The 21,880-nt window shown below is 62.4% G+C and carries 19 protein-coding genes; 9 read left to right on the forward strand and 10 right to left on the reverse strand.

What is annotated here, in order from left to right:
* The 5 genes from ABVQ20_RS32440 (at window position 1) to ABVQ20_RS32460 (ending at window position 5,124) form a co-directional block, all read left to right on the forward strand.
* The gene (locus ABVQ20_RS32440) at window positions 1–795 is read left to right on the forward strand and encodes a class I SAM-dependent methyltransferase (RefSeq protein ID WP_354463786.1); all 795 of its coding nucleotides are present in this window, start codon (window positions 1–3) and stop codon (window positions 793–795) included.
* Window positions 796–822: 27 nt separating this feature from the next.
* Window positions 823–1,515 (forward strand): transcriptional regulator BetI, encoded by a 693-nt coding sequence (gene betI, locus ABVQ20_RS32445; protein WP_354463788.1) that lies wholly within the window; start codon window positions 823–825, stop codon window positions 1,513–1,515.
* Between the two features lie 34 nt (window positions 1,516–1,549).
* Window positions 1,550–2,632: an ABC transporter substrate-binding protein gene (locus ABVQ20_RS32450; protein ID WP_354463789.1), complete on the forward strand. Its 1,083-nt coding sequence runs from the start codon at window positions 1,550–1,552 to the stop codon at window positions 2,630–2,632.
* A 114-nt stretch (window positions 2,633–2,746) separates the two neighbouring features.
* Window positions 2,747–3,823: an extracellular solute-binding protein gene (locus ABVQ20_RS32455; protein WP_354463790.1), complete on the forward strand. Its 1,077-nt coding sequence runs from the start codon at window positions 2,747–2,749 to the stop codon at window positions 3,821–3,823.
* Window positions 3,820–5,124, forward strand: coding sequence for a flavin monoamine oxidase family protein (locus ABVQ20_RS32460; protein ID WP_354463792.1), 1,305 nt, complete (start codon window positions 3,820–3,822; stop codon window positions 5,122–5,124). The genes ABVQ20_RS32455 and ABVQ20_RS32460 overlap by 4 nt, the downstream gene beginning before the upstream one ends.
* On the opposite strand, the gene ABVQ20_RS32465 is transcribed toward ABVQ20_RS32460, so the two are convergent.
* The 3 genes from ABVQ20_RS32465 to ABVQ20_RS32475 are packed head-to-tail and all read right to left on the reverse strand — an operon-like array spanning window position 5,088 to window position 7,943.
* The gene (locus ABVQ20_RS32465) at window positions 5,088–6,161 is read right to left on the reverse strand and encodes an ABC transporter ATP-binding protein (protein WP_354464101.1); all 1,074 of its coding nucleotides are present in this window, start codon (window positions 6,159–6,161) and stop codon (window positions 5,088–5,090) included. The two genes, ABVQ20_RS32460 and ABVQ20_RS32465, sit on opposite strands and share 37 nt — an antisense overlap.
* A 40-nt stretch (window positions 6,162–6,201) precedes the next feature.
* Window positions 6,202–7,029 carry an ABC transporter permease gene (locus ABVQ20_RS32470; protein WP_354463793.1) on the reverse strand — a complete coding sequence of 276 codons (828 nt, stop codon included), beginning with the start codon at window positions 7,027–7,029 and terminating at the stop codon, window positions 6,202–6,204.
* Entirely contained in the window at window positions 7,026–7,943 is a 918-nt protein-coding gene (locus ABVQ20_RS32475) for an ABC transporter permease (protein ID WP_354463794.1), read from the reverse strand. Before ABVQ20_RS32475 ends, ABVQ20_RS32470 begins: the two co-directional genes overlap by 4 nt.
* A 257-nt stretch (window positions 7,944–8,200) precedes the next feature.
* Here ABVQ20_RS32475 and ABVQ20_RS32480 point away from each other — a divergent pair, with 257 nt between their 5' ends.
* On the forward strand, window positions 8,201–9,619 hold the full coding sequence (locus ABVQ20_RS32480) for an aminotransferase (protein ID WP_354463796.1): 1,419 nt from the start codon (window positions 8,201–8,203) through the stop codon (window positions 9,617–9,619).
* Between the two features lie 217 nt (window positions 9,620–9,836).
* Here the strand turns inward: ABVQ20_RS32480 and ABVQ20_RS32485 are convergent, their stop codons facing one another.
* On the reverse strand, window positions 9,837–11,039 hold the full coding sequence (locus ABVQ20_RS32485; protein ID WP_354463797.1) for an aromatic ring-hydroxylating oxygenase subunit alpha: 1,203 nt from the start codon (window positions 11,037–11,039) through the stop codon (window positions 9,837–9,839).
* Between the two features lie 512 nt (window positions 11,040–11,551).
* Between ABVQ20_RS32485 and ABVQ20_RS32490 the strand changes: the two genes are divergently transcribed.
* Window positions 11,552–11,965, forward strand: a complete 414-nt coding sequence (locus ABVQ20_RS32490) for a hypothetical protein (protein WP_354463798.1) — start codon at window positions 11,552–11,554, stop codon at window positions 11,963–11,965.
* A gap of 123 nt (window positions 11,966–12,088) precedes the next feature.
* On the opposite strand, the gene ABVQ20_RS32495 is transcribed toward ABVQ20_RS32490, so the two are convergent.
* The gene (locus tag ABVQ20_RS32495; RefSeq protein ID WP_354463800.1) at window positions 12,089–14,173 is read right to left on the reverse strand and encodes a PAS domain S-box protein; all 2,085 of its coding nucleotides are present in this window, start codon (window positions 14,171–14,173) and stop codon (window positions 12,089–12,091) included.
* Between the two features lie 195 nt (window positions 14,174–14,368).
* A complete protein-coding gene (locus ABVQ20_RS32500) occupies window positions 14,369–15,148 on the reverse strand; it encodes a response regulator (protein WP_435528474.1) in 780 nt (259 codons plus the stop codon).
* Between the two features lie 45 nt (window positions 15,149–15,193).
* On the opposite strand from ABVQ20_RS32500, the gene ABVQ20_RS32505 reads away from it, so the two are divergent.
* Entirely contained in the window at window positions 15,194–15,880 is a 687-nt protein-coding gene (locus ABVQ20_RS32505; protein ID WP_354463803.1) for a winged helix-turn-helix domain-containing protein, read from the forward strand.
* 24 nt (window positions 15,881–15,904) lie between these two features.
* Here ABVQ20_RS32505 and ABVQ20_RS32510 read toward each other — a convergent pair whose 3' ends face one another.
* Entirely contained in the window at window positions 15,905–16,072 is a 168-nt protein-coding gene (locus tag ABVQ20_RS32510; RefSeq protein WP_354463805.1) for a hypothetical protein, read from the reverse strand.
* 133 nt (window positions 16,073–16,205) lie between these two features.
* Window positions 16,206–16,691, reverse strand: coding sequence for a hypothetical protein (locus ABVQ20_RS32515; protein ID WP_354463807.1), 486 nt, complete (start codon window positions 16,689–16,691; stop codon window positions 16,206–16,208).
* A 232-nt stretch (window positions 16,692–16,923) separates the two neighbouring features.
* Between ABVQ20_RS32515 and ABVQ20_RS32520 the strand changes: the two genes are divergently transcribed.
* Window positions 16,924–17,406: a L,D-transpeptidase gene (locus tag ABVQ20_RS32520; protein ID WP_354463808.1), complete on the forward strand. Its 483-nt coding sequence runs from the start codon at window positions 16,924–16,926 to the stop codon at window positions 17,404–17,406.
* A 75-nt stretch (window positions 17,407–17,481) separates the two neighbouring features.
* On the opposite strand, the gene ABVQ20_RS32525 is transcribed toward ABVQ20_RS32520, so the two are convergent.
* A complete protein-coding gene (locus tag ABVQ20_RS32525; RefSeq protein ID WP_354463809.1) occupies window positions 17,482–20,565 on the reverse strand; it encodes an efflux RND transporter permease subunit in 3,084 nt (1,027 codons plus the stop codon).
* Window positions 20,562–21,866 (reverse strand): efflux RND transporter periplasmic adaptor subunit, encoded by a 1,305-nt coding sequence (locus ABVQ20_RS32530; RefSeq protein ID WP_354463810.1) that lies wholly within the window; start codon window positions 21,864–21,866, stop codon window positions 20,562–20,564. The genes ABVQ20_RS32525 and ABVQ20_RS32530 overlap by 4 nt, the downstream gene beginning before the upstream one ends.
* Between the last annotated feature and the right edge of the window lie 14 nt (window positions 21,867–21,880).

Raw genomic sequence — 21,880 nt, forward strand, 5'->3', positions numbered from 1 at the left:
ATGATCGAAACGGCTGACGCCGCGCCTGAGTATGACGACACCGCCATCCGCTTCCTGGAGGCGCTGTGGGGCGAAGGGTATCTGTCGCCGGGCGGGCCAGATGAGGTCGACAGGGTCCTCGAAGGCCTTTCGCTACGGGAGAAGACGGTCCTCGACATAGGCTGCGGCTCAGGCGGCATCGCCCTGCACCTGGTCGAGCGCCATGGCGCCGCGCACGCCACCGGCTTCGATGTCGAGCGACCGGTGATAGCGGCAGCCAAACAGCGGGCGGTGGAGCACGGGCTGGGCGGGCGCGTGCGCTTCGTTCATGCGGCCCCCGGGCCGCTGCCTTTTGCCGATGGCTCTTTCGATGTCGTCTTCTCCAAGGATGCGCTGGTGCATGTGTCGGACAAGGACGCCTTGTTCGCCGAAATCTTCCGCGTGCTGAGACCGGGTGGCGCCTTCGCGGCCTCGAACTGGATGATTTCGCATGACGGCGAGCCATCACCGGACATGAAGGCCTATTTCGCGGCCGAGGGCCTTTCCTTCGCGATGGCGTCGCCCGAGCGTTATGCGCAGGCAATGCGCCGGGCGGGTTTTGCCGATGTCACCATCCGCGACCGCAATCCCTGGTACCGGGAAGTCGCGCGCGGGGAGTTGGAGAGGCTGAAAGGCCCGCTCTACCCGACCATCGCAGTGGCGGTTGGCGCGGCCTATGTCGACAAGAACATACGAACCTGGGAAGCGATGCAGAAGGTTCTTGACAGTGGTGAGCACCGTCCGGCTCATCTTCGCGCATGGAAGCCGGCGGGATAGCCGGCGATGTGGAGCATGACGGTATCAATGAAAGCTGCAGCGCGCGAAGAGCGGTCCCCGGACGCCAGGAGCAATGAGCAGGAGAAACGCGGCCGCAAGGCGTCGAAGGAAGTCAGGCAGCTTCAGCTGATCGAGGCGACAATCGATTCGCTGGCCAAGCGCGGCTATTCGGAGACCACGATGGCCGATGTCGCCGACGGAGCCGGCCTGTCGCGCGGCATCGTCAACTTCCACTTCGAGAGCAAGGAAAAGCTGCTTATCGCGACCTTGCAGCATATGTACGACGAGTATTCGACGCACTGGCGCAACGCGCTGCAGAAGGCAGGCGATGATCCCGCACGGCAGCTCCAGGCGCTGGTCGCTGCCGATTTCGATCGCTCGATCTGCAACAAGCGCAAGCTCGCGGCGTGGTGCGCTTTCTGGGGCGAGGCGAAATCGCGGCCGACCTATCAGGCGCTGAGCAGTGCACGCGATGCCGTCTACCAGAACATCTACATCGACCTTTGCGCGACGCTGAAACAAAGCGGCGGCTACGCCTTCGAGCCGCAGGTCATGGCGCTGGCGCTCAGCGCCATGCTGGAGGGGTTGTGGCTGCGGTTGATGATGGGAACCGAGGACACCACCCGCGAGACCGCGCTGCAGGCGGCAAACGAATTCCTGGCGGCGGCGTTTCCCAGGCACTTTGCGCCAACGACCGCCGTCGGCGGTGGAACGACGTAACATAACCCAAAAAAATCAAGAGGATGGAACAGCAATGAAGACAATGACTCGACGCTTGGCACTCACCCTTGGCCTTGCCGCAACACTGGCGGCCTCGGCGGCCGCGCTTGCGATTGCCGCGGACAAGGATCTGATCGTGTTCGACTGGTCGGGCTATGAGGCGCCCGGTTTCCATCCCGATTACGTCAAGAAGCATGGCGACTCGCCAACCTTCGCCTTCTTCGGCGACGAGGACGAGGCGTTCGAGAAAGTCCGTTCCGGCTTCAAGGCCGATCTTGGCCATCCCTGCTCGCAGAGCGTGGTGAAATGGCGCGAGGCCGGCCTGCTGCAGCCGCTCGACACCTCGAAGATCACTGGCTGGAAGGACCTCAATCCCGGCATCATGGCGATGAAGAATCTCGCCACGACGGATGACGGCAAGGCCTGGTTCATGCCTTGGGACTGGGGCAACACCCTGGTCACCTACAATTCCGACAAGGTCGATGAGAAGGACATCCAGTCGCTGAAGGCCTTTGCCGATCCGAAGTTCAAGGGTCGCGTTTCCATCGGCGACAATGTCGACGATGCCTATGCGCTGGCCAGCCTAGCCATTGGCCTGAAGGACTGGACCAAGATGACGGACGACCAGTTCAAGCAGGCGTCCGACTTCCTGCGTCAGGTGCACAAGAACGTCCGGCTCTACTGGACTGACAACACCGAGATCGTGCAGGCCTTTACCGGCGGCGAGGTCGATCTCGCCTGGGCCTGGAACGATGCCGCCGTGCAGTCGGCGCTCGCCGGCTCGCCGATCAAGGCGAAGCGCGACACCAATGAAGGCATTTCGACCTGGGTTTGCGGCTATGTGCTGTTCAAGGATGCGCCGGGGAATGTCGACAAAGCCTATGACTACCTGAACGCGGTCAACGATCCGGCCGTCGCCAATGTGCTGGTCAAGGACTGGGGTTACGGCCAGGCCAATGCCAAGGGCATGGCCGGCGTCGACCCGGCAGTGCTCAAGGGCAAGGGCTATGACGACGTGGAGAAATTCGTCGACAAGACGCTGTTCCAGGCGCCGCTGTCGTCGGATCTGAAGCTCAAGATGATCGCTGAATTCGAGAAGATCAAAGCCGGCTATTGAACCATTGCAGTTCGCCCGCCCGCCTGCCTCAAACGGCCGGCGGGCGGGCTCGCCAAAGTTGCAGAATTCTCCTAACCTCGCCCTGATGTTCTCGCGAAGGGGGAGTTTCGCGCCATGAATTCCATGTTTCGCCGTCTTGTCCTTGCCGCCGCCTGCACGATTGGCGCCGGCGCAGTCATCGCCTTCGCGGAGGGTGGTGGCGATCTCGTCGTGTTCGACTGGTCGGGATACGAGGATCCGCTGCTCCACGCCGCCTACACCGCCAAGAACGGCGCCGAGCCGACCTTCGCCTTCTTCGGCGACGAGGACGAGGCCTTCGAGAAGATGCGGGCCGGCTTCAAGGCTGATATAGCCCACCCCTGTTCGCAAAGCGTGGGCAAGTGGCGCGACGCTGGCATGCTGCAACCGCTGGACACGTCGAAGATATCAGGGTGGAAAGATCTCAATCCCGGCATCATGGCGATGAAGAATCTCGCCACGACCGAGGACGGCAAGGCGTGGTTCATGCCTTTTGACTGGGGCAATACCGCACTGCTCTACCGGACCGATCATGTGACACCGCAGGAGGCGCAGTCGCTGCGCATCTTCGCCGATCCGAAATTCAAGGGCCGCGTCACCATTGGCGACAATGTCGACGACGCCTATGCGCTGGCAAGCCTGGTCATCGGCCTCAAGGACTGGACCAAAATGACCGATCAGCAATTCAAGGACGCCTCCGATTTCCTGCGCCAGGTGCACAAGAACATCCGTCTGTACTGGACCGACTCGACCGACATCGACCAGGCCTTTTCCGGCAATGAGGTCGACCTCGCCTGGGGGTGGGGTCAAACGCTGATCGCGATGACCCAGCAGGGCGTTCCGATCGCCATGAACCGCGACACCAAGGAGGGGATGTCGACCTGGGTGTGCGGTTATGTTCTCTTGAAGGACGCGCCCGGCAAGCTCGGCCAGGCCTATGATTTCCTGAATGCCGTCAATGCTCCCGATGTGTCGAAATACATGGTCACGACATTTGGCTATGGGCATGGCAATGGCGCCGGGATGGCTGATATCGACCACAAGGTGCTGGCCGATCGCGGCTATGACGATCTCGGCAAGTTCCTCGACAAGACGCTTTTCCAGCAACCGGTCGCGCCGGAGCTGAAGAAGCGCATGGTCGACGAATTCGAGAAGATCAAGGCGGGCTATTGAGCAACCAGCGAACGGAAGTCGTCATTGTCGGCGCGGGCTTCAGCGGGCTGTCGGCGGCGCATGAGCTGAAGAAGGCCGGCGTCGATTTTGTCCTGCTCGAGGCGCGCGACCGCGTCGGCGGGCGGGTCGAAGCCAAGCAGAATGGCCTTGGCGAGCGCGTCGACAGCGGCGGGCAGTTCCTGTGCCAGGACATGCCGGAACTGATGGCACTGGTGGGCGCGCGCGGCAGAACACTGGTCGAGACCCATGTCGACGGGGAATTCATCGCGCAACCGCCGATGAGCGAGGCGGAAGCCGAACGGACCTATGCCGCATCGATGGCGATCCGCGAGCGCATGAGCCGGATTTCTCCAGACGATCCGGCTATTGCCGGCCTGACAGTCGCCGACTGGCTGGAGCGTCAGAGCGATCCGCGCGACGTCAAGGCGGCCTTCCGGTCGATGATCGAAGGGCTGTGGTGCCAGGCGCTGGAAAAGGTGCCGCTCTGGCACCTCATCGACAATGATCGCCGCATCACCAACGAAGTGACGGAGCTTCAGTATTTCGTGGGCGAGACCATGCATTCGCTGGCGGATGACCTGGCGGGTGATCTCGGTGACCGACTGCGCCTTGGCATGCCCGTCACGCGCATCGAACGCCAGCAAGATGGGGTACGGGTCGTCACCGCGACGTGTTCGATCGAGGCGCGCGCGGTGCTTGTCGCCGTGCCGCCGGTGATGGCGTCGAGGATCGAGCATTCGCCGCCGCTGCCGGTCGGACTGTCGAAGGCGCTGGGCGCCTGGCAAAGCGGCACGGTGATCAAGGTGCTGGTGCGCTACGCCAGGGCTTTCTGGCGCGACCGTGGCTTGAGCGGCATGGTGATGTGGCGCGACCTGCCGGGGTTGTTTGCCTGCGACGCCGGCAAGGATGACGATCATGCGGCGCTCGTTGTCTTCATTGGCGGGCCGCTCGCCTTGCGCTGGCGTGAGCTCAGCGATGCGGCATTGCGTTCGCAGTTGACGGCAAAACTGGAGGCCGCGCTCGGCGCCGAGGCGGCAGCCGTGCTCGACATCAGCTACCGTGACTGGACGAACGATCGTTGGAGCGGCGGCGCCTATAGCGATCTCATTGTCGATGTGACGGCCACCAACGCCGAACGGGACATCCTGGCCGGTGCGTCGCCGGTGTATTTCGCCGCGTCGGAACTGTCACCGTCATTTCCCGGCTATATCGAGGGCGCGATCGTGGCGGGGCGGATCGCGGCGCGAAAGGTCATCCCGGGCCTTCAGTCGGCCATCGCCACCAGCGCTTCCGGGTCGTAGGCAAGGCGGATAGACGTGCCCACCGGAATGTCGTCGGCGCCGAAATCATTGGTCTCGGTGACCGACAGCGGCTTTTCCAGGCCGGGTATCTCGACGATCAGATGGGTGATCTCGCCGAAATAGTGGCGCTCGACCACCTTGCCAGCGACCTCGAACTTGGCTGTCGCATTGTCCCACAGGACACGCAGGCGTTCGGGCCGGATGCCGAGCGTCGCGGCACTACCATTGCGGACAAAGGCCTTGGGCTTGTCGGTCTTCACGCGGCCGAAGCCCAGCGTGTCGACGACGATCGAGGCGCCATTCTCCTCGACGATCTCGGCCTTGACGAAGTTCATGCCGCCGAGGAAGTCGGCGACCTGCCGGTTGACCGGCCGCTGATAGATTTCCTTGGGCGAGGCGACCTGCGCGATCTTGCCGCCGAACATGACGGCGATGCGGTCGGACATCGCCAATGCCTCATACTGGTCGTGGGTGACCAGGATGAAGGTGATGCCCACCGCCTGCTGCAGGCGGCGCAATTCGATCTGCATCTGCTCGCGCAACTTCTTGTCGAGCGCCGACAGCGGCTCGTCGAGCAACAGCACTTTCGGCCGCATGACCAGCGCTCGCGCCAGCGCCACGCGCTGCCGCTGGCCGCCGGAAAGCTCCGTTGCGCGGCGCTTGCCGAGCCCGACCAGCGACACCTGCGCCAGCGCCTCGGCGACACGCCGCTTTTCTTCCGTCTCGCCAAGCTTCAGCCGCTTCAACCCGTAGGCGACATTCTGCTCGACATTGAGATGCGGAAAGATCGCGTAGCTCTGGAACACCATGTTGGAGGGCCGGCGGTTGGCCGGGATACCTTCCATGGGCTGTCCGTCGACGGCGATCGAGCCGCTTGTGGGATTGTCGAAGCCGGCGATCATGCGCAGCAGCGTGGTCTTGCCGCAGCCCGATGGACCGAGCAGCGAGAAGAACTCGCCCTCCCGGATGGTCAGCGAGGCATCGTCCAGCGCCTTGAACGCCCCGTAGCTGCGGGTGACGTTGCGGATCTCGATCATCGATCGTTCCGTCTGGCGGGATCGCTCGGCTTCGGGCCGCTCAGGCATAGAGGCCTCCCTCGTTCTGGGTGCGTCTGGCCGCGCGGCGGCGCAGGATTTCGGCAATGGTCATCAGCAGGAAAGAGGCAATCAGCAACAGCGTGCCCAGCGCCAGAACGCCGGGCAGCTTCGAGGCGAAACGCAACTGGCCCCAGATATAGACCGGCAGCGTCGCCTCGGTTCCGGTGAGGAAGAAGGCGATGATGAACTCGTCGAGCGAGATGGTGAAGGAGACCAGCAGGCTGGAAATGATCGCCGGCGCCACCATGGGCAGGGTCACCCGCCGGAAGGTGCCGAAGGCGCTTTCGCCGAGATCGGCCGATGCCTCCTCCAGGCTGCGGTCGAACCCCTCGAAGCCGGAGATCAGCACGGTCATCGAATAGGGTATGCAGACGAGTATATGGCCGAGCACGACGGTGAACAGCGACAGGCTGAGGCCCAGCTGCAGCATCACCAGCAGCATGGAAATGGCGACGATCACTTCCGGCAGCACCAGCGGCGCCATGATCAGCGCATTGATCGGACGGCGGCCGGGGAAGCGATAGCGGGTGATGGCGCGCGCGGCGAGTATGCCAAGGGTCGTGGAGAGCACCGCGGCCGAGACGCCGACGATCAGGCTGTTCCAGGCCGCATCGAGCAGAGCCGGCGTGTTCGGTAGGTCCTCGTACCATTGCAGGGTGAAGCCCGAGAGCGGGAATTTCGGCGTCGCCGAGGTGTTGATCGAGAAGATCGGCAGGAAGATGATCGGCAGATAGAGGAAGGCAACGTAGAGCAGGGCATAGACCGCCAGCCAGCTGTTGCCGGGCAGGAAACGCCGCAACCCCTTCATCGGGCAAGCCTCGCCGCGGAACGGATGACGAAGACGGTGGCGCCCGCCATCAACGTGACGATGAACATGGTGGTGACCGACAGGGCGGCGCCCAGCGGCCAGTTGGCGGCCTTGCCAAATTGCGCCTGGATGGCGTTGGCGATCATGACGCCGTCCTTGCCGCCGACGAGGCGCGGCGTGACGTAGTCGCCCACCGTCGGGATCATCACGATCAGGATGGCCGAGATGACGCCCGGCGCCGACAGCGGCAATGTCACGCGCAGGAAGGAGCGTAATGGCCCGTCGCCGAGATCCTTGGCCGCCTCGATCAAGGTGCGGTCGACCTTTTCCAGTGACACGAAGATCGGCAGGATGGCGAAGGCCGCCCAGGCATGGGTCAGCGTGATGATGACGGCCGACGTGTTGTAGAGCAGGGCCGTCGATGGCTCGTCGATGATGCCGAGGCCCATCAGGCCGGAATTCAGCACGCCATTGTAGCCGAGGATGACCTTCCACGACATGACCCGCAGCAGATAGCTGGTCCAGAAGGGAATGGTGATCAGGAACAGCCACAGGCCCTTGTGGCGGCCGCCATGGAACGAGATGAAGAACGCGATCGGGTAGGCGAGGATGACGGTGAAGAAGCTGACCGTCAGCGAGATGTAGAGCGAGCGCCAGAGCAGGTCGCGATAGATCGGCTCGGTCAGCGCAATGCGATAGTTTTCGAGGGTGAAGGTGCGGTCGATCGTCAGATAGTGCTGCGTCCAGAAGGAATGGGCGATGACCACCAGGATCGGCAGCACCAGAAGGATCAGGGCATAGAGGAATGTCGGGCTGATCAGGGCGAAGCCCTGGACGGATTCGGATTGCAGAAGGGCATTTCGTCTGGCCCGCGATCGCGACAATGCAGGCGACCCTTCCGCGGCCACCGTCATTGCAGGGCTCCGGGTGTGATCTCGGTTGCTGGCTCGGTCTGTCCCGCCATGCGGCATCCCATTGGCTGCACCGGCAGCTTGTTCCCCTTGCTTGCCGGCTTTCTTTCATCATGCGCGCATCCGCCGATTGAAATCAAGCGTTAATTCTGCGATATTGATTGAACGACCATTCAAAATGAAATGAAGAAAGCCGACATTCCAAGCTCGGCACCGAGCTTCGTATTGATGGGAATTTGTCAAAGGGCATGGAGGCGAAGATGGCGGCTGCAAGAGACCTGAGAGCGACCGAGACGGCTGCTGACGGCGGCGACGATGCGATCGAACTGGCCAAGCGCCATCTCATCCAGCCTTGGCCGTATGCCGGTTCTGTTGGCGCCGAAGCGCGGGCGCTGATCGGCGAAGGCGACGGCATCTACATCACCGACAACACCGGCAAGCGGCTCATCGACGGGCCAGCCGGCATGTGGTGCGTCAACATCGGCCACCGCCGCGAGGAACTCGCGGAGGTGATGTACGACCAGGCGATGGCGCTGTCCTACAACACGCCGTGGTACACGATGAACGCGCCGTCGGCGGAACTGGCCATGCGCATCGCCGGCCATGCGCCGGGCGATCTCAGTCACGTCTTCTACACCACGGGCGGCTCCTCGGCCGTCGAGACGGCGCTGCGCTTCATGCAGTTCTACAACAATGTGCGGGGGCGGCCGGAGAAGAAGCTGATCCTGAGCCGGGGCGGCGCCTATCACGGCTCGACCTATCTGTCGGCCTCGCTCAACGGCAGGCCGCGCGACCGCGACTGGATGGACGGCGCCGACGATCTGGTCGTCAAGCTGTCCTCGCCCGATCCGTTCCGGCGTCCGGCTGGGATGAGCCTTGCCGTCTTCACCGATTTCCTCGTCGACCAGTTCCGCGGCACGGTCGCACGCGTCGGCGCCGACAAGATCGGCGCCTTCGTCGGCGAGCCGGTGCAGGCGTCGGGCGGTGTCGTGGTGCCGCCGGACGGCTACCTCAAGCGCATCCGCGAGATCTGCCGCGAGAACGACATCCTCTATGTCTCCGACGAGGTGGTGACCGCCTTCGGCCGACTCGGCCATGTCTTTGCGTCGGGCGATGTGTTCGGCATCGATCCGGACATGATCACCTTCGCCAAGGGCGTCACGTCAGGCTACTTCCCGCTGGGCGGCGTCATCATCTCCGAGCGGCTGCTGGAGGAGCTGCGCCGGTCGAACCATCCGGACGCGATGTTCGGTCACGGGCTGACCTATACCAGCCATCCGGTGGGCTGCGCGGTAGCGCTCAGGAACCTCGACATCCTTGAAGAGAGCGTGCTCGCGCATACGCGGGAGGTCGCGCCCTATTTCCAGGCGCAGCTGAAGACGCTGGAGGAACTGCCGCTGGTCGGCGAAGTGCGCGGCATGGGATTGATGGGCTGCGTGGAATGCGTCGCCGATCGCGAAAGCAAGGATCCGCTGCAGCTCGACAAGGATGTCGGCAAGCGCATCGACGCGCACTGCCATGAACTCGGCCTGCTGGTGCGGCCGCTGATCAACATGTGCGTGATGTCGCCGCCGCTGATCATCACCCGCGAGCAGATCGACGACATGGTCGGCATCCTGCGCGAAGGCATTTCACGCACGATGGATGATTTGAGGAAAGAAGGGGTGTGGCGGGGATAGCTCCCTTCTCCCCGTTCTACGGGGAGAAGGTGCCGGCAGGCGGATGAGGGGCCGCGCCAGCGTTGGCTGAGTCCGCAATACGGTCGACTGTCAGAGGCGACAATCCCCGCAAGCTTGGCGCTGCCCCTCACCTGCCTGCCGGCATCCTCTCCCCGTATAGTGACGGGGAGAGGGACGCTCTCATTAACAGGTTCGCCAATTATCAACGTGGGCGCGCCTACGAGCGCGATCTCAGCGCGTCGTTCAGATTCCCCATGTCCTTTTCCTCGGGCGCCGTTTCCAGGCCAAGCACCGGCAGCATCTTACGCAGATGGTCGTGGTGGGTGCGCACGCCATATTCGAGATCGGAGAGGTAAAAGCCCTCGAAGGCCTCGGACAGCATGGATTCGTTCGACCATACCGAAAGCTGCACGTCCTCAGACATGGTGTCACGGTCGATGCGGAACGACAGATAGCGGGCGGCGGCCTGTTCGCGGCTCTCGTCGCGGTAGCGGTAGATGGCGCCGCGCAGCAACGTCTCGCCAGTCGACAGCGGGAACTCTTGGTAGAACTGCACCGATTCCGGCATCACCGAGATCACCGCATTCGGGAAGATGCCGTAATAGACCCAGGCCTTCTTCAGATGATCGGGCAGATGCGTCGGCTCCGGTGCGATCTTGACGTAGTTCCTGACGCTCCAGCGGCGGCCGGCATGCGGGTTATAGGTGGCGAAGGAGCGCGAGACGCCATTGATGAAGGGTTCGTCGAAATAGGTGGCGCCGTAGAGATCCTGTAGGGCGGGGTGGGCCATGGCGACATGGTAGCCTTCATTGTCGACGTCGCGCACCGACTTCCAGTTGACCGGGGTCTTCTGGGTCCAGATGCCCCAGGACGGCACCATGTCGGCGGCCTTGTAGTGTGCAAGCTCGGGTTCGATCGGCTTCAGTAGCTCGGCGACCGAGGGCTGCGGGCCGCCATTGCGGAAGCGGATGAAGATAAAACCCATCCAGATTTCGAGATCGAGCGGCATCAGGCCGAACTCGGTCTTGTCGAGGTCCGGGAAGGAGCGCGGGCGTGCGGCGCCGCGCAGCGTGCCGTCGAGATTGTAGACCCAGCCGTGGAACGGGCAGACCAGGGCATTCTTGCAATTGCCCTGGCTGTCGGCGACGACGCGGCTGCCGCGATGGCGGCACATGTTGTTGAAGCCGCGCACGACGCCGTCCTTGCCGCGCACGATCAGCGCGCGCTCGCCGACCACATCCATGGTCAGGTAATCGCCGGCATTCGGCAGGTCGGAGACGTGGCCGACGATCTGCCAGTGATTGCGGAAGACATGCTCTTTCTCGAGTTCGAGAAGGGCGTCGGAGTGATAGCTCCAGCCCGGCAGGCCCCGCCTGTCCCAATCATTGGGGATCGCCACGTCACGGAGATGCGGGTTCATAAGCGGCTCTTCTTTTTATTGAATGCTTGTTCAATAGAATCATATTTTTCATTGAAATGCAATGGCTTGTGGAAATATCGGGCTTCTTGCGTTCGGCGCCGAAGCCGACATTCGACCCGTACGGCTGAAGAAAATCCCGGAAATTCCGAGCCTTAACATGGCTGTCAGCAAGCGTCTCGCGTGGGGATCGGCGCTTGATGTCAGCAAAATCACGCCCGTTTTCGCACGGAAAATACGGCTCTCCAGTCCGGAGTGTGAGGTTGCTCATAGTCTGGCCGGCCGGGTTCGGGCTTTGCTGCCTGCTATCGAAATCTCAGCAACATTCAGGTCGCGCATATGAAACAGCTTCACGAAAAAGCCCATGCATCGGCCAATGACCGCTTTTGCCCGAATTTGCCCGAATTAATTGTTTCAGCTTTGTTACACGGGCATCCCTTGCGTATCATTCGCCCGTTACCAAGTGCGATTAAATTCGTTTTATAGAAAAAGAAAAAAATACGAAGGGAACGGCGATGAAAACGAAGGTCAAAAACTCAGGCAGCCGCGATATCCGCCTTGAAGCCCCGGAGCGCAACGACCGGCGTCCGAAACTGGCGCTTCGCCAGCGCGCCAGCGATCATCCGATGGCAATGTTCATGGTGCTGGCCGTTTCCACCTTCGCCGGCATGTTGTTCGCACCGACAGTAGGCCCGGCCTTCGCTTCCTGGAATCCGCCAGCGAACGTTGTCGAGGGCGAGATGACAACGACGAAGACCGCGCGCCTGCCGATGCCGGAAATCGAATTCGCCTGCAAAGGACAGGCCTGGGGTGCCGAGACGGCGGACTGCCTGCGCGTCATTGCCGACCAGTCCGGCAAGCATAGGGCCCGCGCTGTTCGCATGATCGCCAACGCCGCTCCGCTGACGAATACGCCCAATATTTTCTGACACGTGATGCGCGGACCGGCTCCCCGCTGCGTGATCGCCCCTTGAACTCCCCCGAGCGCTACCCTCCGGCGCTCCATTCGGCTCCCACCGCATCGTCGGTTGGGAGCCTTTTTTTGGACCTTGTCAGCCTTGCGCGGCCTGCTCGGCAATCGCCGAAAGCACGCTGCGCACATCGAGCGTGCTGAACGGCTTTTCCAGTATCTGTGGCCGCTGTGGCGCCGGCAATGCTTCGATTTCGGCCTTGGCCCCGATAAGGTCGCCGGTGACCAGAACGAAACGTCGCGCCAGCAACGGTCGCTCAATCATCAGTTCGCGATAGATGGCGATGCCGCTGGTGCCGGGCATGCGCAGGTCGGAAAAGACGATGTCGGGCGGCATGTTGCCGTTCAGGGTCGCCGCGACCGAGCCCCAGAGAGGCACGATCCGCGATTTGATGCCCATTAGTTCCAGGATGTCGGACAGTGAGCCGGCGACATCCGGCTCGTCATCGATGATCAGTGCGTGGCGCAGCCCGCTGGATCGCGCTGGACTGTCGCCGATGGCGGCCATGCCGGCGGCAATCGCCGGCAACTGGACGACGAAACGCGCCCCTCTCGGCAGCACTTCCTCGAACCAGACATTGCCATTGTGCCGTTCGATGATCGATTTCGAGATCGACAAGCCGATGCCGGTGCCGACGCCGACCGGCTTGGTGGTGAAATAGGATTCGAAGATGCGGGGACGTATCGCCTCCGGCACGCCAGGGCCGTTGTCCTCGACCGAGAAACCAGGGTTGCCCCGATCACCGCGAAACGTACGAACCTTGATCAGTCGGTCGCCAGCAATGCCGGCCAGCGCATGCTGGCTGTTGATGAGGAAGTTGGCGGCCACCTGGGTCACATGGTCGGCGTCGGCCATGGCCAGCAGCGGACCAGGAGCAAAATCGGTGTCGATCATGATGCCGGTTGATCGCGCGCCATAGGCGGTGACTTCGAGGGCGGCGCGGATCACCTGGTTGAGGTCGGTCTCGGCTTGCGCGGTGGGATGGAGGCGGACCATCGAGAGGAAGCTCTTGACGATGCGGCCGCAACGCTCGGCGGCGGCGCGCACCTTCTCGGCGCGGACCTTGGTCTGCGGATCGGCGGCGAATTCGTGCAGCAATGTCGATTGGGCGACCACGACGGCCAGCGGATTGTTCAGTTCGTGCGATACGCCGGCCAGCAGCGAGCCCATCGCCGCCATCTTCTCGTTCTGATGCAGTTTTTCGCGCTGGCGATTGATCTCTTCCTCGGCGCGCAACTTGTCACGCAGGTCGCGGATGGAGCCGAAGATCAGGCGGCGGTCGGCAACACGCATCTCCGTCGCGGTCAGTTCGATCGGAAAGACCTCGCCGGCCGCATTCTGGGTGACGGTCTCCAGCCGCTGGCCAACCATCGGCGCGCCACGCCCGGACATGTATTCGGCGCCCGACACATAGCCCTTGCGGTAGTAAGCGGGAACGACGGTGTCGAGCAGATCCTTGCCCAGTATGTCGCTACGCTGGTAACCAAACATCTTCTCGGCGGCCGGGTTGAATTCGATGATCGAGCCGGTCTCGTCGATGACGATGATGGCGTCGAGCGAGGCCTGCAGCATGGTGCGGCGGATGACCTCGCTGGCATGGGCATCCGAGGGCGATCGCTCGATCGCGTCGCCGATGGCCAGCGCGATGATGTGCAACGTCGCCTCTTCCTCGTCGGTCCATTCACGCTCGTTGACGCAGTCATTGACCGCGAGCGTGCCCCACAGATGACCGTGGGAGAACACAGACACCGAAAGGAACGATTTGATGCTCTGCTTCTCGAAGTCGCGTCTCAGGAAGCCGTCGAGATTGCGCGTATGGCCGGCGAACACCTTGCCCTGCCGCTCGTCCTCGGCCAACCGTTCCAGCAGCGGGTCCGAATTGATGATGGATTGCATGATGACCGTTGGCGAAGCCAGCTCGCCGCCAAATCGGGAATCGATCCAGTATGCGGCGACCGATTGGGCAAATCCCTGGCCGGGCAGTTCTCGCAGGCGGAAGAGGATGCCGCGCTGGCAGTCCAGCGCCGTGCAAAGCGTCTCGAGTATCGTGTCCATCTCGCGTTGCCAGTCACCGGCTTCGCGGAGCCGGCGAACGACGCGAACGGCAGCCATCGCCGCGCCTTGGCGGCCGCCATGCATGTCCGTGCGTGTTGAGTCAGCGGTCATGGTCTGCCGTCATTCCGGCCCCGGTTGTTTCGCGCCGATCCACTTTCGTCCGAGTATGGTCTTTTCCGAGCCAGCCCCGGTTTCGGAATCATGCTCTTAAGCGGTTCATCGTTTCACGGAAACGCGGAACCGCCCATTTCTTTTGTTGGCGCAATTCCGGACGGAAAACCGTTTCACACTTTTCCTGGAATTGCTCTAATTGCCTTCGCTGGTCGGCAGCGAGAAGATATAGCCCTCGCCGCGTACCGTGCGCAGGAATTTCGGATTGGCCGGGTCGGCCTCTATCTTTTTTCGCAGCCGCATGATGCGGATGTCGACAGCGCGAGAGGATTCCGGATCCTCCATGAAGCCGATTGCCTCGGAAATCGCCGCGCGCGTCAACAGCCGGTTGGCGCGCGTCAGGAAAACCTCCAGCACGTCGAACTCGCTCTTGGCCATGTCGATGACCGTGCCGTTGGCGCCGGTGACAAGCCTGCCGTCGAGGTCGGCCTGGAAGGGGCCGAAGGCCATGAAGCGACGGCCCGTAGCGGCTTCGACCTTGCTGGCTTGCGGTGCGGCCGGTTGTGGAACGCGGCGCAGGACGCTGCGCACCCTCGCCAGCACTTCGCGCAATTCATAAGGTTTGACGATGTAGTCGTCGGCGCCGAGTTCCAGCCCGACAATACGGTCAAGCGCCGTTCCGGCGGCTGTCGCATAGATGATGCCGATCGGTAGTTTCGACCGCATCCACCGGCCGAGCGACAGGCCGTCTTCGCCGGGCATGGCGATGTCGAGGACGGCAAGGTGGAAGGACTGCTTCTCAAGCATGGCTCGTGCGGCGGCAGCGCTTTCCGCTGTGGCCACATCATAGCCGTTGGCGCCGAGATACTCAGCAACCGCATCCCGCAGATCGGGCTCGTCCTCGACGATGATAATTCGCGCCCGCACTATGTTCTCGCCCCCGCTGTCAGCGGAAAGTAGATTGGGTATAAACATGATGTCCAGCGCTCATATCCGGTTGCCGAAGGGGACGATAGGAAAATGGCTGCTCGTTCTGTCATTGCGCTTGTTTGCGTTGCCGACGTGGTCGCGACCGATCTTGCCGATCATCTTGAACGGCGCGGCCATGATGTGCGTGAGGCACGGCAGCCATGGGAGGCGGAATCCCTGCTTTCGGGGCGGGGCATCGATATCGTCATTGTCGGCGACAGCCTTAGCCAGGCGGAGGGGCGCGACCTGCTTAGGCGTCATGGCGGCGAGGGCGGACCGGACTTCATCCTGATCTGCCGGCCGGCCGATCTTGTCGACAAGGTGCTGGCGCTTGAACTCGGGGCCGCCGACGTCGTCGAGAGCCCGATCAATGTCAGGGAACTCGCGGCCCGCATTGGCGGCTTGCTTAACCGACGCGGCAGGAATGCCGGGGAATTGATCGTGCTTGAGAATGCCACTGTCGACCTCAGGTCGGCCATGGTCATGCATCGTTCCGGCTCGGAAGAACAGCTTTCGCCCGGTCAGGTGGCCCTGCTCAGGCTGTTCCTCGCCAGCCCGCGCAAGGTGCTGACGCGCGACGACATCATCGCCGCCGCGCCGGCCGAAAATGCCGACGCCTTCGACCGCTCCATCGACTCGCGCATCGTGCGGCTGCGCCGCAAGCTCGACACTGAAACCATCACCACGATACGCGGTGCCGGTTACCGGTTCGATCCGCCGATACAGTTCGCCGATTGACGGCAGGGCGCACACCCGGGGTTCTCAGCGCACCACGAGAAGCGAAGGGCCCGCCGGCATGTCGCTGTCAACAGCGAGTTGGCCGGCATGGGCACGATCCTTGAGGAGCACGGTGGCGAGGCCAGCAAAGCCCAGCAGGCCTTGTGCATAGAGCAGCGCTGAAAGCACTGAAGCGGCAAATCTCGTTCTCATGGCAGTGGCTCCTCAAATTCACATGTCGATACGACTTCTTTGAATATTCCTTCCCGAAAATCCGGCGCCTCTAGCGCGCCATCTCTCGGTTCATTGGGAGCCATGCGCCCATGGGGCATGGCTCCCGACCCGACTACGCATCCTGCTCATCGAAGACCGACTCCGGTCCTCCGGCCGATGCCTGCTTCAGGGTAACCCCCGAAGCGCCCGCGCCGCTGGCGGAGCCCCCCGTCGCGGCGCGGGCCTTCGGTCCTCTCGGCAGCAAGTTGCCGGAGGGGCCGCGCATTCCCATTAGCTCGAGGCCGACCCGCCAGAGGGCCTTGAGCCGGGTTATGCGCAGGCTGGATATGATCCAGACCGTGGCGATGTAGAAAATGGCGTGAAGCGTCGAAACCTCGCTTTGTGTCAACTCCGCGGGATGGCCGCCTACAATGCCGACGCCACCGACGACCGCCACTATGATGCTTGTCCCTGCAAGCCAGAACATCTCGTTCGATTTCATGGGTTTGGAGCCAATTGTTTCGTTGGACCAAATTTGCGGGGCGCGTGTATCCGCATCATGCCGCCGGATCATCGCTTTGTTGCCAATTGGTTTCGTGATCTGGCAAATTTCTTTCATATCAGGTAAATTCGCGCTTTCGTTTGAATAAAATCAGATTTTCAGTTGCACTTGGTTGAAAAGCAGCCGGCACAGCCAAGTGATCTGGTCTGTTTCGTTTGTTTTTCCTTAGTGGATTTTGAAACACATTCGAAACAAAACAGCGACTCATACGAAATTGTCCCGAAACACCAGGTTGCGATAGACCCGGCCACTGAATTGGAGCCGGTCGTGCCGGCAGATAGGGGACATCTTGCAGACGATCATTTCCGCCAAGCTCATCAACATCACCGCCGCCACTCTTGCGGGCGCGGCTCTTCTCGTCGGTGCCGAGTGTGGTGCCGCCCACGCCGCCAACAGGGTTGTGGCGGTTGCCAACAAGGTTGTGGCAGTTGTCTCGCTCTCGCAGCAGATCATGGAAGTCTCGGTCGATGGGCGCCCGACCTTCGCGTGGAAGGTCTCGACCGGTGATAGGGCGCATGTCACGCCGACCGGCTCTTTCAAGCCGACCAGCATGCACGAGATGTGGTACTCGAAGAAGTACGACAATGCGCCGATGCCACATTCCGTCTTCTTCAGCGGTGGCTATGCGGTGCATGCGACCTATGCGGTCAAGCGCCTTGGCCAGCCGGCCTCGCATGGCTGCGTCCGACTGCATCCCGATAATGCCGCCGATTTCTACCAGCTCGTCGAGACTTTTGGCCCGGCCAACACCAGCATCCTGATCGTCAAGTGAGCGGTTGAAGAGCCTGACGGCGGCCACGGCCGCTGAAGAAAAAGGCCGGGAATCCCCGGCCTTTCCTTGTCTTCATCAATCCGCCGTCACCGGCATCAGTTTCGGATCCGGCTTCTCGGCGTGCCGTGGCAAGTCCTTGCTGGCGATGAAGGTGTAGAACATCGGCACCACGAACAGGGTGAACATCGTTCCCACCAGGATGCCGGTGAAGATCACCAGGCCCATCGAATAGCGTGCCGCCGCACCCGCACCACTGGAGACGATCAGCGGCACGACGCCCAGCGCCATCGCCGCCGTCGTCATCAGGATCGGCCGCAGGCGGACCTTGGCCGAAGCGATGATCGCATCGCGCCTGCGCATGCCATGCGCCTCGCGCTGCTGGTTGGCGAACTCCACCAGTAGAATGCCGTGCTTGGTGATCAGGCCGATCAGCGTGATCAAGCCGACCTGGGTATAGATGTTGAGCGTCCCCAGGCCCAGGTTGAGCGGCACGATGGCGCCGAAGATCGACAGCGGCACCGACATCATGATGATCAGTGGATCGCGGAAGCTTTCGAACTGTGCCGCCAGCACCAGGTAGATGACGACAACCGCCGCGGCAAAGGCGATCAGGATCGTGTTGCCCTGCTCCTTTTCCTGCCGCGACTGGCCGGAATAGTCGATGAAGAAGGTATCGGGCAGGCTTTCCCTGGCGATATCCTCCAGCGCCTTCAAACCATCACCGGTGGTGACGCCTGGCAGCGGCAGCGCGGATATCGTTGCCGAGTTCAGCTGGTTGAATTGTTCGATGGCGGCAGGCGACGCATTGGTCGAAATCTTCACCACCGCCGACAACGGCACCATCTCTCCCGTCACGCTGCGCACGAAGTATTGGCCGAGCTTCTCGGGATTGTCGCGGAACTCCTGGGGCACCTGCGGAATGATGTCGTAGCTGTTGGAGTCTCGGTCGAACTGCGCCACCTCCGCGCCGCCGACGAGCAGGGTCAACGTCCGGCCGATATCGGCAATGGGCAGGTTGAGGGCCGCGGCACGATCGCGGTCGATGGTCACCGTCACCTGCGGCGCGTCATAGGCCATCGAGTTCTGCACGACGATGAAGCGGCCGGAAGCCTGCGCCTTGTTCTTGATCTGCTCCGCCGCCTCGTACACTTCGGAGGAATCGCCGGTCGAGCGCACGATCATCGAGATTGGCAGGCCGCCGCCGGATCCTGGCAATGTCGGCGGCGCGAAGACAAAGGCCTCGACGCCGGCAACCTTGGCGATACGAGCCGTGATGTCGGCCTGCAGCTCCTTCGAACTGCGCTTGCGCTCCGCCCAGTCCTTGAAGGCAAAGCCGACGAAGGCGCTGTTTGTCGTGCCACCGAAGGCGACGGCCGAGAACTGCGCCCGCGTCTCCGGAATATCCTTCACCAGACCGAGAATCTGGTCGACGTATGTCTCGGTGTAATCCGACGTTGCATAGCGCGGCGCGGTCACAATCGAGAGCAGGAAGCCCTGATCCTCTTCCGGCGCCAGTTCACTTGATGTCTTGGTGAACATGAAGCCTGTCACGCCGACAAGCGCCAGCACGATGATCAGCGTCACGGGGCGATAGTTCAGCGAACCGGTGACCGCCCTCTCATAGACGTGTTCGACCCGCGAGAAGACGCCGTCGACAATGCGCTGGAAGCGGCCGGGTTCCCCGGCCTTGAGCAGCCGGGCCGCCATCATCGGCGTGATGGTGATGGCGATGATACCCGACAGCACCACTGAGCCGGCGAGGGTCACCGCGAATTCGCGGAACAGCGCGCCGGTCAGGCCGCCGGTAAAGGCGAGCGGCGCGAACACGGCGGCCAGCGTCATCGTCATGGCGACGATGGCCGAGGCGATCTCGCGCATGCCGCTGAATGCCGCCTGCATCGGCGACATGTGGTCTTCCTCCATGTGGCGGTGGATGTTCTCCACCACCACGATGGCGTCGTCGACGACGAGGCCGATCGCCAGCACCATGGCCAGCAAGGACAACAGGTTGATCGAATACCCCACCGCAAACAGAAGGAAGCAGACGCCGATCAGCGACAGCGGGATGGTCACGATCGGCATCAGCACCGAGCGGAACGAGCCGAGGAAAAGCAGGATCACGACGACAACGATGGCCACCGCCTCGGCGATGGTCTTGAACACCTCGTCGATCGAGGCGCTGATCTGCCCGGTCGCGTCGTAGACGACCTCGATCGTCATGCCCTTGGGCAGCGTCTCCTGAATCTGCGGCACGAGCTTGGTGAGCGCCGCCGCCGTGGTCAGCGGGTTGGCGGCCGGTGTCGGGAAGATGGCAAGGAAGGTGCCGGGCTTGCCGTTGAAGCTCACCCTTGTGTCGGTGTTCGCGGCGGCAAGCTCCACCCGCGCCACGTCGCGCAGCCGCACCACATTGCCGTCCGTCGAACGCAGCGGAAGTGCCGCGAAAGCTTCCGGCGTCTGCAGCGTCGAGTGCACGGTGATCGACGACACGACATACTCGTTCTGGGTGTTGCCGGGCGCCGAGAGGAAGTTGGAATTGTTGATCGCTACCAGCACTTCCGACGCCGTTACGCCGCGCGCGGCAAGCTTGATCGGATCAATCCAGACCCGCATCGAGTATTCCTGGGCGCCGAAGATCTGCACGTCGGCGACGCCTTCGACGGTCGACATACGGGGCCGGATGACGCGTTCGATATACTCGGTCAGCTGCTCCTTCGTCATGTTCGGATTCTGCATCGAGATATACATCATCGCGAACTGCTGGCCGGTGCCCTTGACGATGACGGGGTCCTTTGCCGCATCCGGCAAGGTGCCGCGTACGCCCTGGACCTTGGACAGCACTTCGGTGAGCGCGACGTCCGGATTGGAGCCGAGCTTCATCTGCACCGTCACGGTGCTGGAGGATGGACGGCTCGACGATGTGACGTAGTCGATGTTTTCGGTCGAGGCGACGGCGCGCGCGATCGGGGCGGAAATGAAGCCCTGGATCAGGTCGGCGCTGGCGCCGGGATAGGCCGTCGTGATGGTGATCGCGGTTTCGTCGACCTTCGGATACTGCCGGATCGACAGGTTGAAGATGCCCTGGAATCCGAGCAGCAGGATCATACAGGCAAGCACGGTCGAAAGGACCGGGCGGCGGATGAAGATATCGGAAAAACTCATTGCTGGTTGGCCTGCTTATTCGCCGACTTGGTCGGATCGATCGTGTTGTCGACGGCAACGGACATGCCATTGAAAAGCCGGTTCTGACCGGCGGTGACGACTTCGTCGCCGGCCGCAAGGCCTTCCAGGATTTCCACCATGCCCTCGTTGCGACGACCGGGCTTTACGAACACCTGTGACAGGACGAGCGCCGGCTTCTCGCCGTCGGCGGCGGGTTTGGCCGGATCGGCCGAGGCAGTATCCGCCGGCTTGGCGGAAGCGTCAGCCGAAGGCTTCGTGGCAGCTGGCTTCGCCGGGTCCGCTGGCTTGGCAGGATCGGCCGCAGGTTTCGCTGCATCGGCAGGCTTGTCCGCGGGAGCCGCCTCCGCGGCCTTGGCCGGATGCACCACGAATATGTAGTCGCCGTAGAGGCTTGATGTCAGCGCCGTCTGTGGCAAAGCCAGCACGTTGGTTTCTTCGGGCAGTACGACGCGCACCTGCACGAACTGCCCGGGCGTCAGCTTGCCTTCGGTGTTGGCCACCTCTGCCCTGACCGTCACCAGGCGGCTTGAAGGATCGATCTTCGGGTTGATGCCGTGGATAGTGCCGGTATAGGGCATGTCGGCACCGCCGATGCCGAGCTTGACCGTTTGCCCGATCTTCAATCGCGGCAGATCCTGTTCCGGGACGGAGAAATCAACCCGCATCGTATCGAGATCCTGCAGCGTCACGACAGAAGTGCCGGGCGCCAGATACTGGCCGAGATCGATCTTCGGAATGCCGACCGTGCCCGCGAAAGGCGCCGTCAGTTGCTTCTGGTCGAGCACAGCCTGCAGCTTGTTCACCTGCGAAGCGGACGCCGAAGCTGTTGCGCGCGCCGTGTCAAGCGTCACGTCCGAGCCGACGCCTCGCCTTTGCAGTTCCATGGCGCGGGTAAGCGACGTCTGGTCGAGAGCCGCCTGTGCCTTCGTCGCTTCGAGATCCGCGCGCTCGACGGCATCGTCCAACTGAAGGAGCACCGCATTGCTCGCAACCTTCTGGTTGGCGTGGAAGAGGATGTCCTTGACGATGCCGGTGGTCTCTACCGTGAGCTCGACGCCGCGCACGGCGTTGGCCGTGCCGATTGCCTCGACGCCTGGCGTCCAGCTCGATGGCTTGGCGATGGTGGTCGACACGGTCGCCGCCGGCGGCTTCATCGTGGCAAAGTACTGCTTGATGGCGTTGTCACGAAAGAAGTTGAAGCCGACGATGCCGCCGACCACGACCACGAGCACGAGCAAAATCAAGCCAATGACGAGTGTGCGGATTACATATTTGAACAAGAAAGACCCCTCAG

The sequence above is a fragment of the Mesorhizobium shangrilense genome, assembly GCF_040537815.1.
In the GTDB taxonomy this organism is placed as follows: domain Bacteria; phylum Pseudomonadota; class Alphaproteobacteria; order Rhizobiales; family Rhizobiaceae; genus Mesorhizobium; species Mesorhizobium shangrilense.

What these genes read in the sequence shown, in the direction of transcription:
- ABVQ20_RS32440 (WP_354463786.1), top strand. Translation starts at nt 1, where the DNA reads ATGATCGAAACGGCTGACGCCGCGCCTGAGTATGACGACACCGCCATC.
- ABVQ20_RS32465 (WP_354464101.1), bottom strand. Translation starts at nt 6,161, where the DNA reads ATGATCGAGATCCGCAACGTCACCCGCAGCTACGGGGCGTTCAAGGCG.
- ABVQ20_RS32475 (WP_354463794.1), bottom strand. Translation starts at nt 7,943, where the DNA reads ATGACGGTGGCCGCGGAAGGGTCGCCTGCATTGTCGCGATCGCGGGCC.
- ABVQ20_RS32495 (WP_354463800.1), bottom strand. Translation starts at nt 14,173, where the DNA reads ATGACCGCTGACTCAACACGCACGGACATGCATGGCGGCCGCCAAGGC.
- ABVQ20_RS32525 (WP_354463809.1), bottom strand. Translation starts at nt 20,565, where the DNA reads ATGAGTTTTTCCGATATCTTCATCCGCCGCCCGGTCCTTTCGACCGTG.
- betI (WP_354463788.1), top strand. Translation starts at nt 823, where the DNA reads ATGAAAGCTGCAGCGCGCGAAGAGCGGTCCCCGGACGCCAGGAGCAAT.
- ABVQ20_RS32510 (WP_354463805.1), bottom strand. Translation starts at nt 16,072, where the DNA reads ATGAGAACGAGATTTGCCGCTTCAGTGCTTTCAGCGCTGCTCTATGCA.
- ABVQ20_RS32500 (WP_435528474.1), bottom strand. Translation starts at nt 15,148, where the DNA reads ATGTTTATACCCAATCTACTTTCCGCTGACAGCGGGGGCGAGAACATA.
- ABVQ20_RS32490 (WP_354463798.1), top strand. Translation starts at nt 11,552, where the DNA reads ATGAAAACGAAGGTCAAAAACTCAGGCAGCCGCGATATCCGCCTTGAA.
- ABVQ20_RS32480 (WP_354463796.1), top strand. Translation starts at nt 8,201, where the DNA reads ATGGCGGCTGCAAGAGACCTGAGAGCGACCGAGACGGCTGCTGACGGC.
- ABVQ20_RS32470 (WP_354463793.1), bottom strand. Translation starts at nt 7,029, where the DNA reads ATGAAGGGGTTGCGGCGTTTCCTGCCCGGCAACAGCTGGCTGGCGGTC.
- ABVQ20_RS32450 (WP_354463789.1), top strand. Translation starts at nt 1,550, where the DNA reads ATGAAGACAATGACTCGACGCTTGGCACTCACCCTTGGCCTTGCCGCA.
- ABVQ20_RS32505 (WP_354463803.1), top strand. Translation starts at nt 15,194, where the DNA reads ATGGCTGCTCGTTCTGTCATTGCGCTTGTTTGCGTTGCCGACGTGGTC.
- ABVQ20_RS32485 (WP_354463797.1), bottom strand. Translation starts at nt 11,039, where the DNA reads ATGAACCCGCATCTCCGTGACGTGGCGATCCCCAATGATTGGGACAGG.
- ABVQ20_RS32455 (WP_354463790.1), top strand. Translation starts at nt 2,747, where the DNA reads ATGAATTCCATGTTTCGCCGTCTTGTCCTTGCCGCCGCCTGCACGATT.
- ABVQ20_RS32515 (WP_354463807.1), bottom strand. Translation starts at nt 16,691, where the DNA reads ATGAAAGAAATTTGCCAGATCACGAAACCAATTGGCAACAAAGCGATG.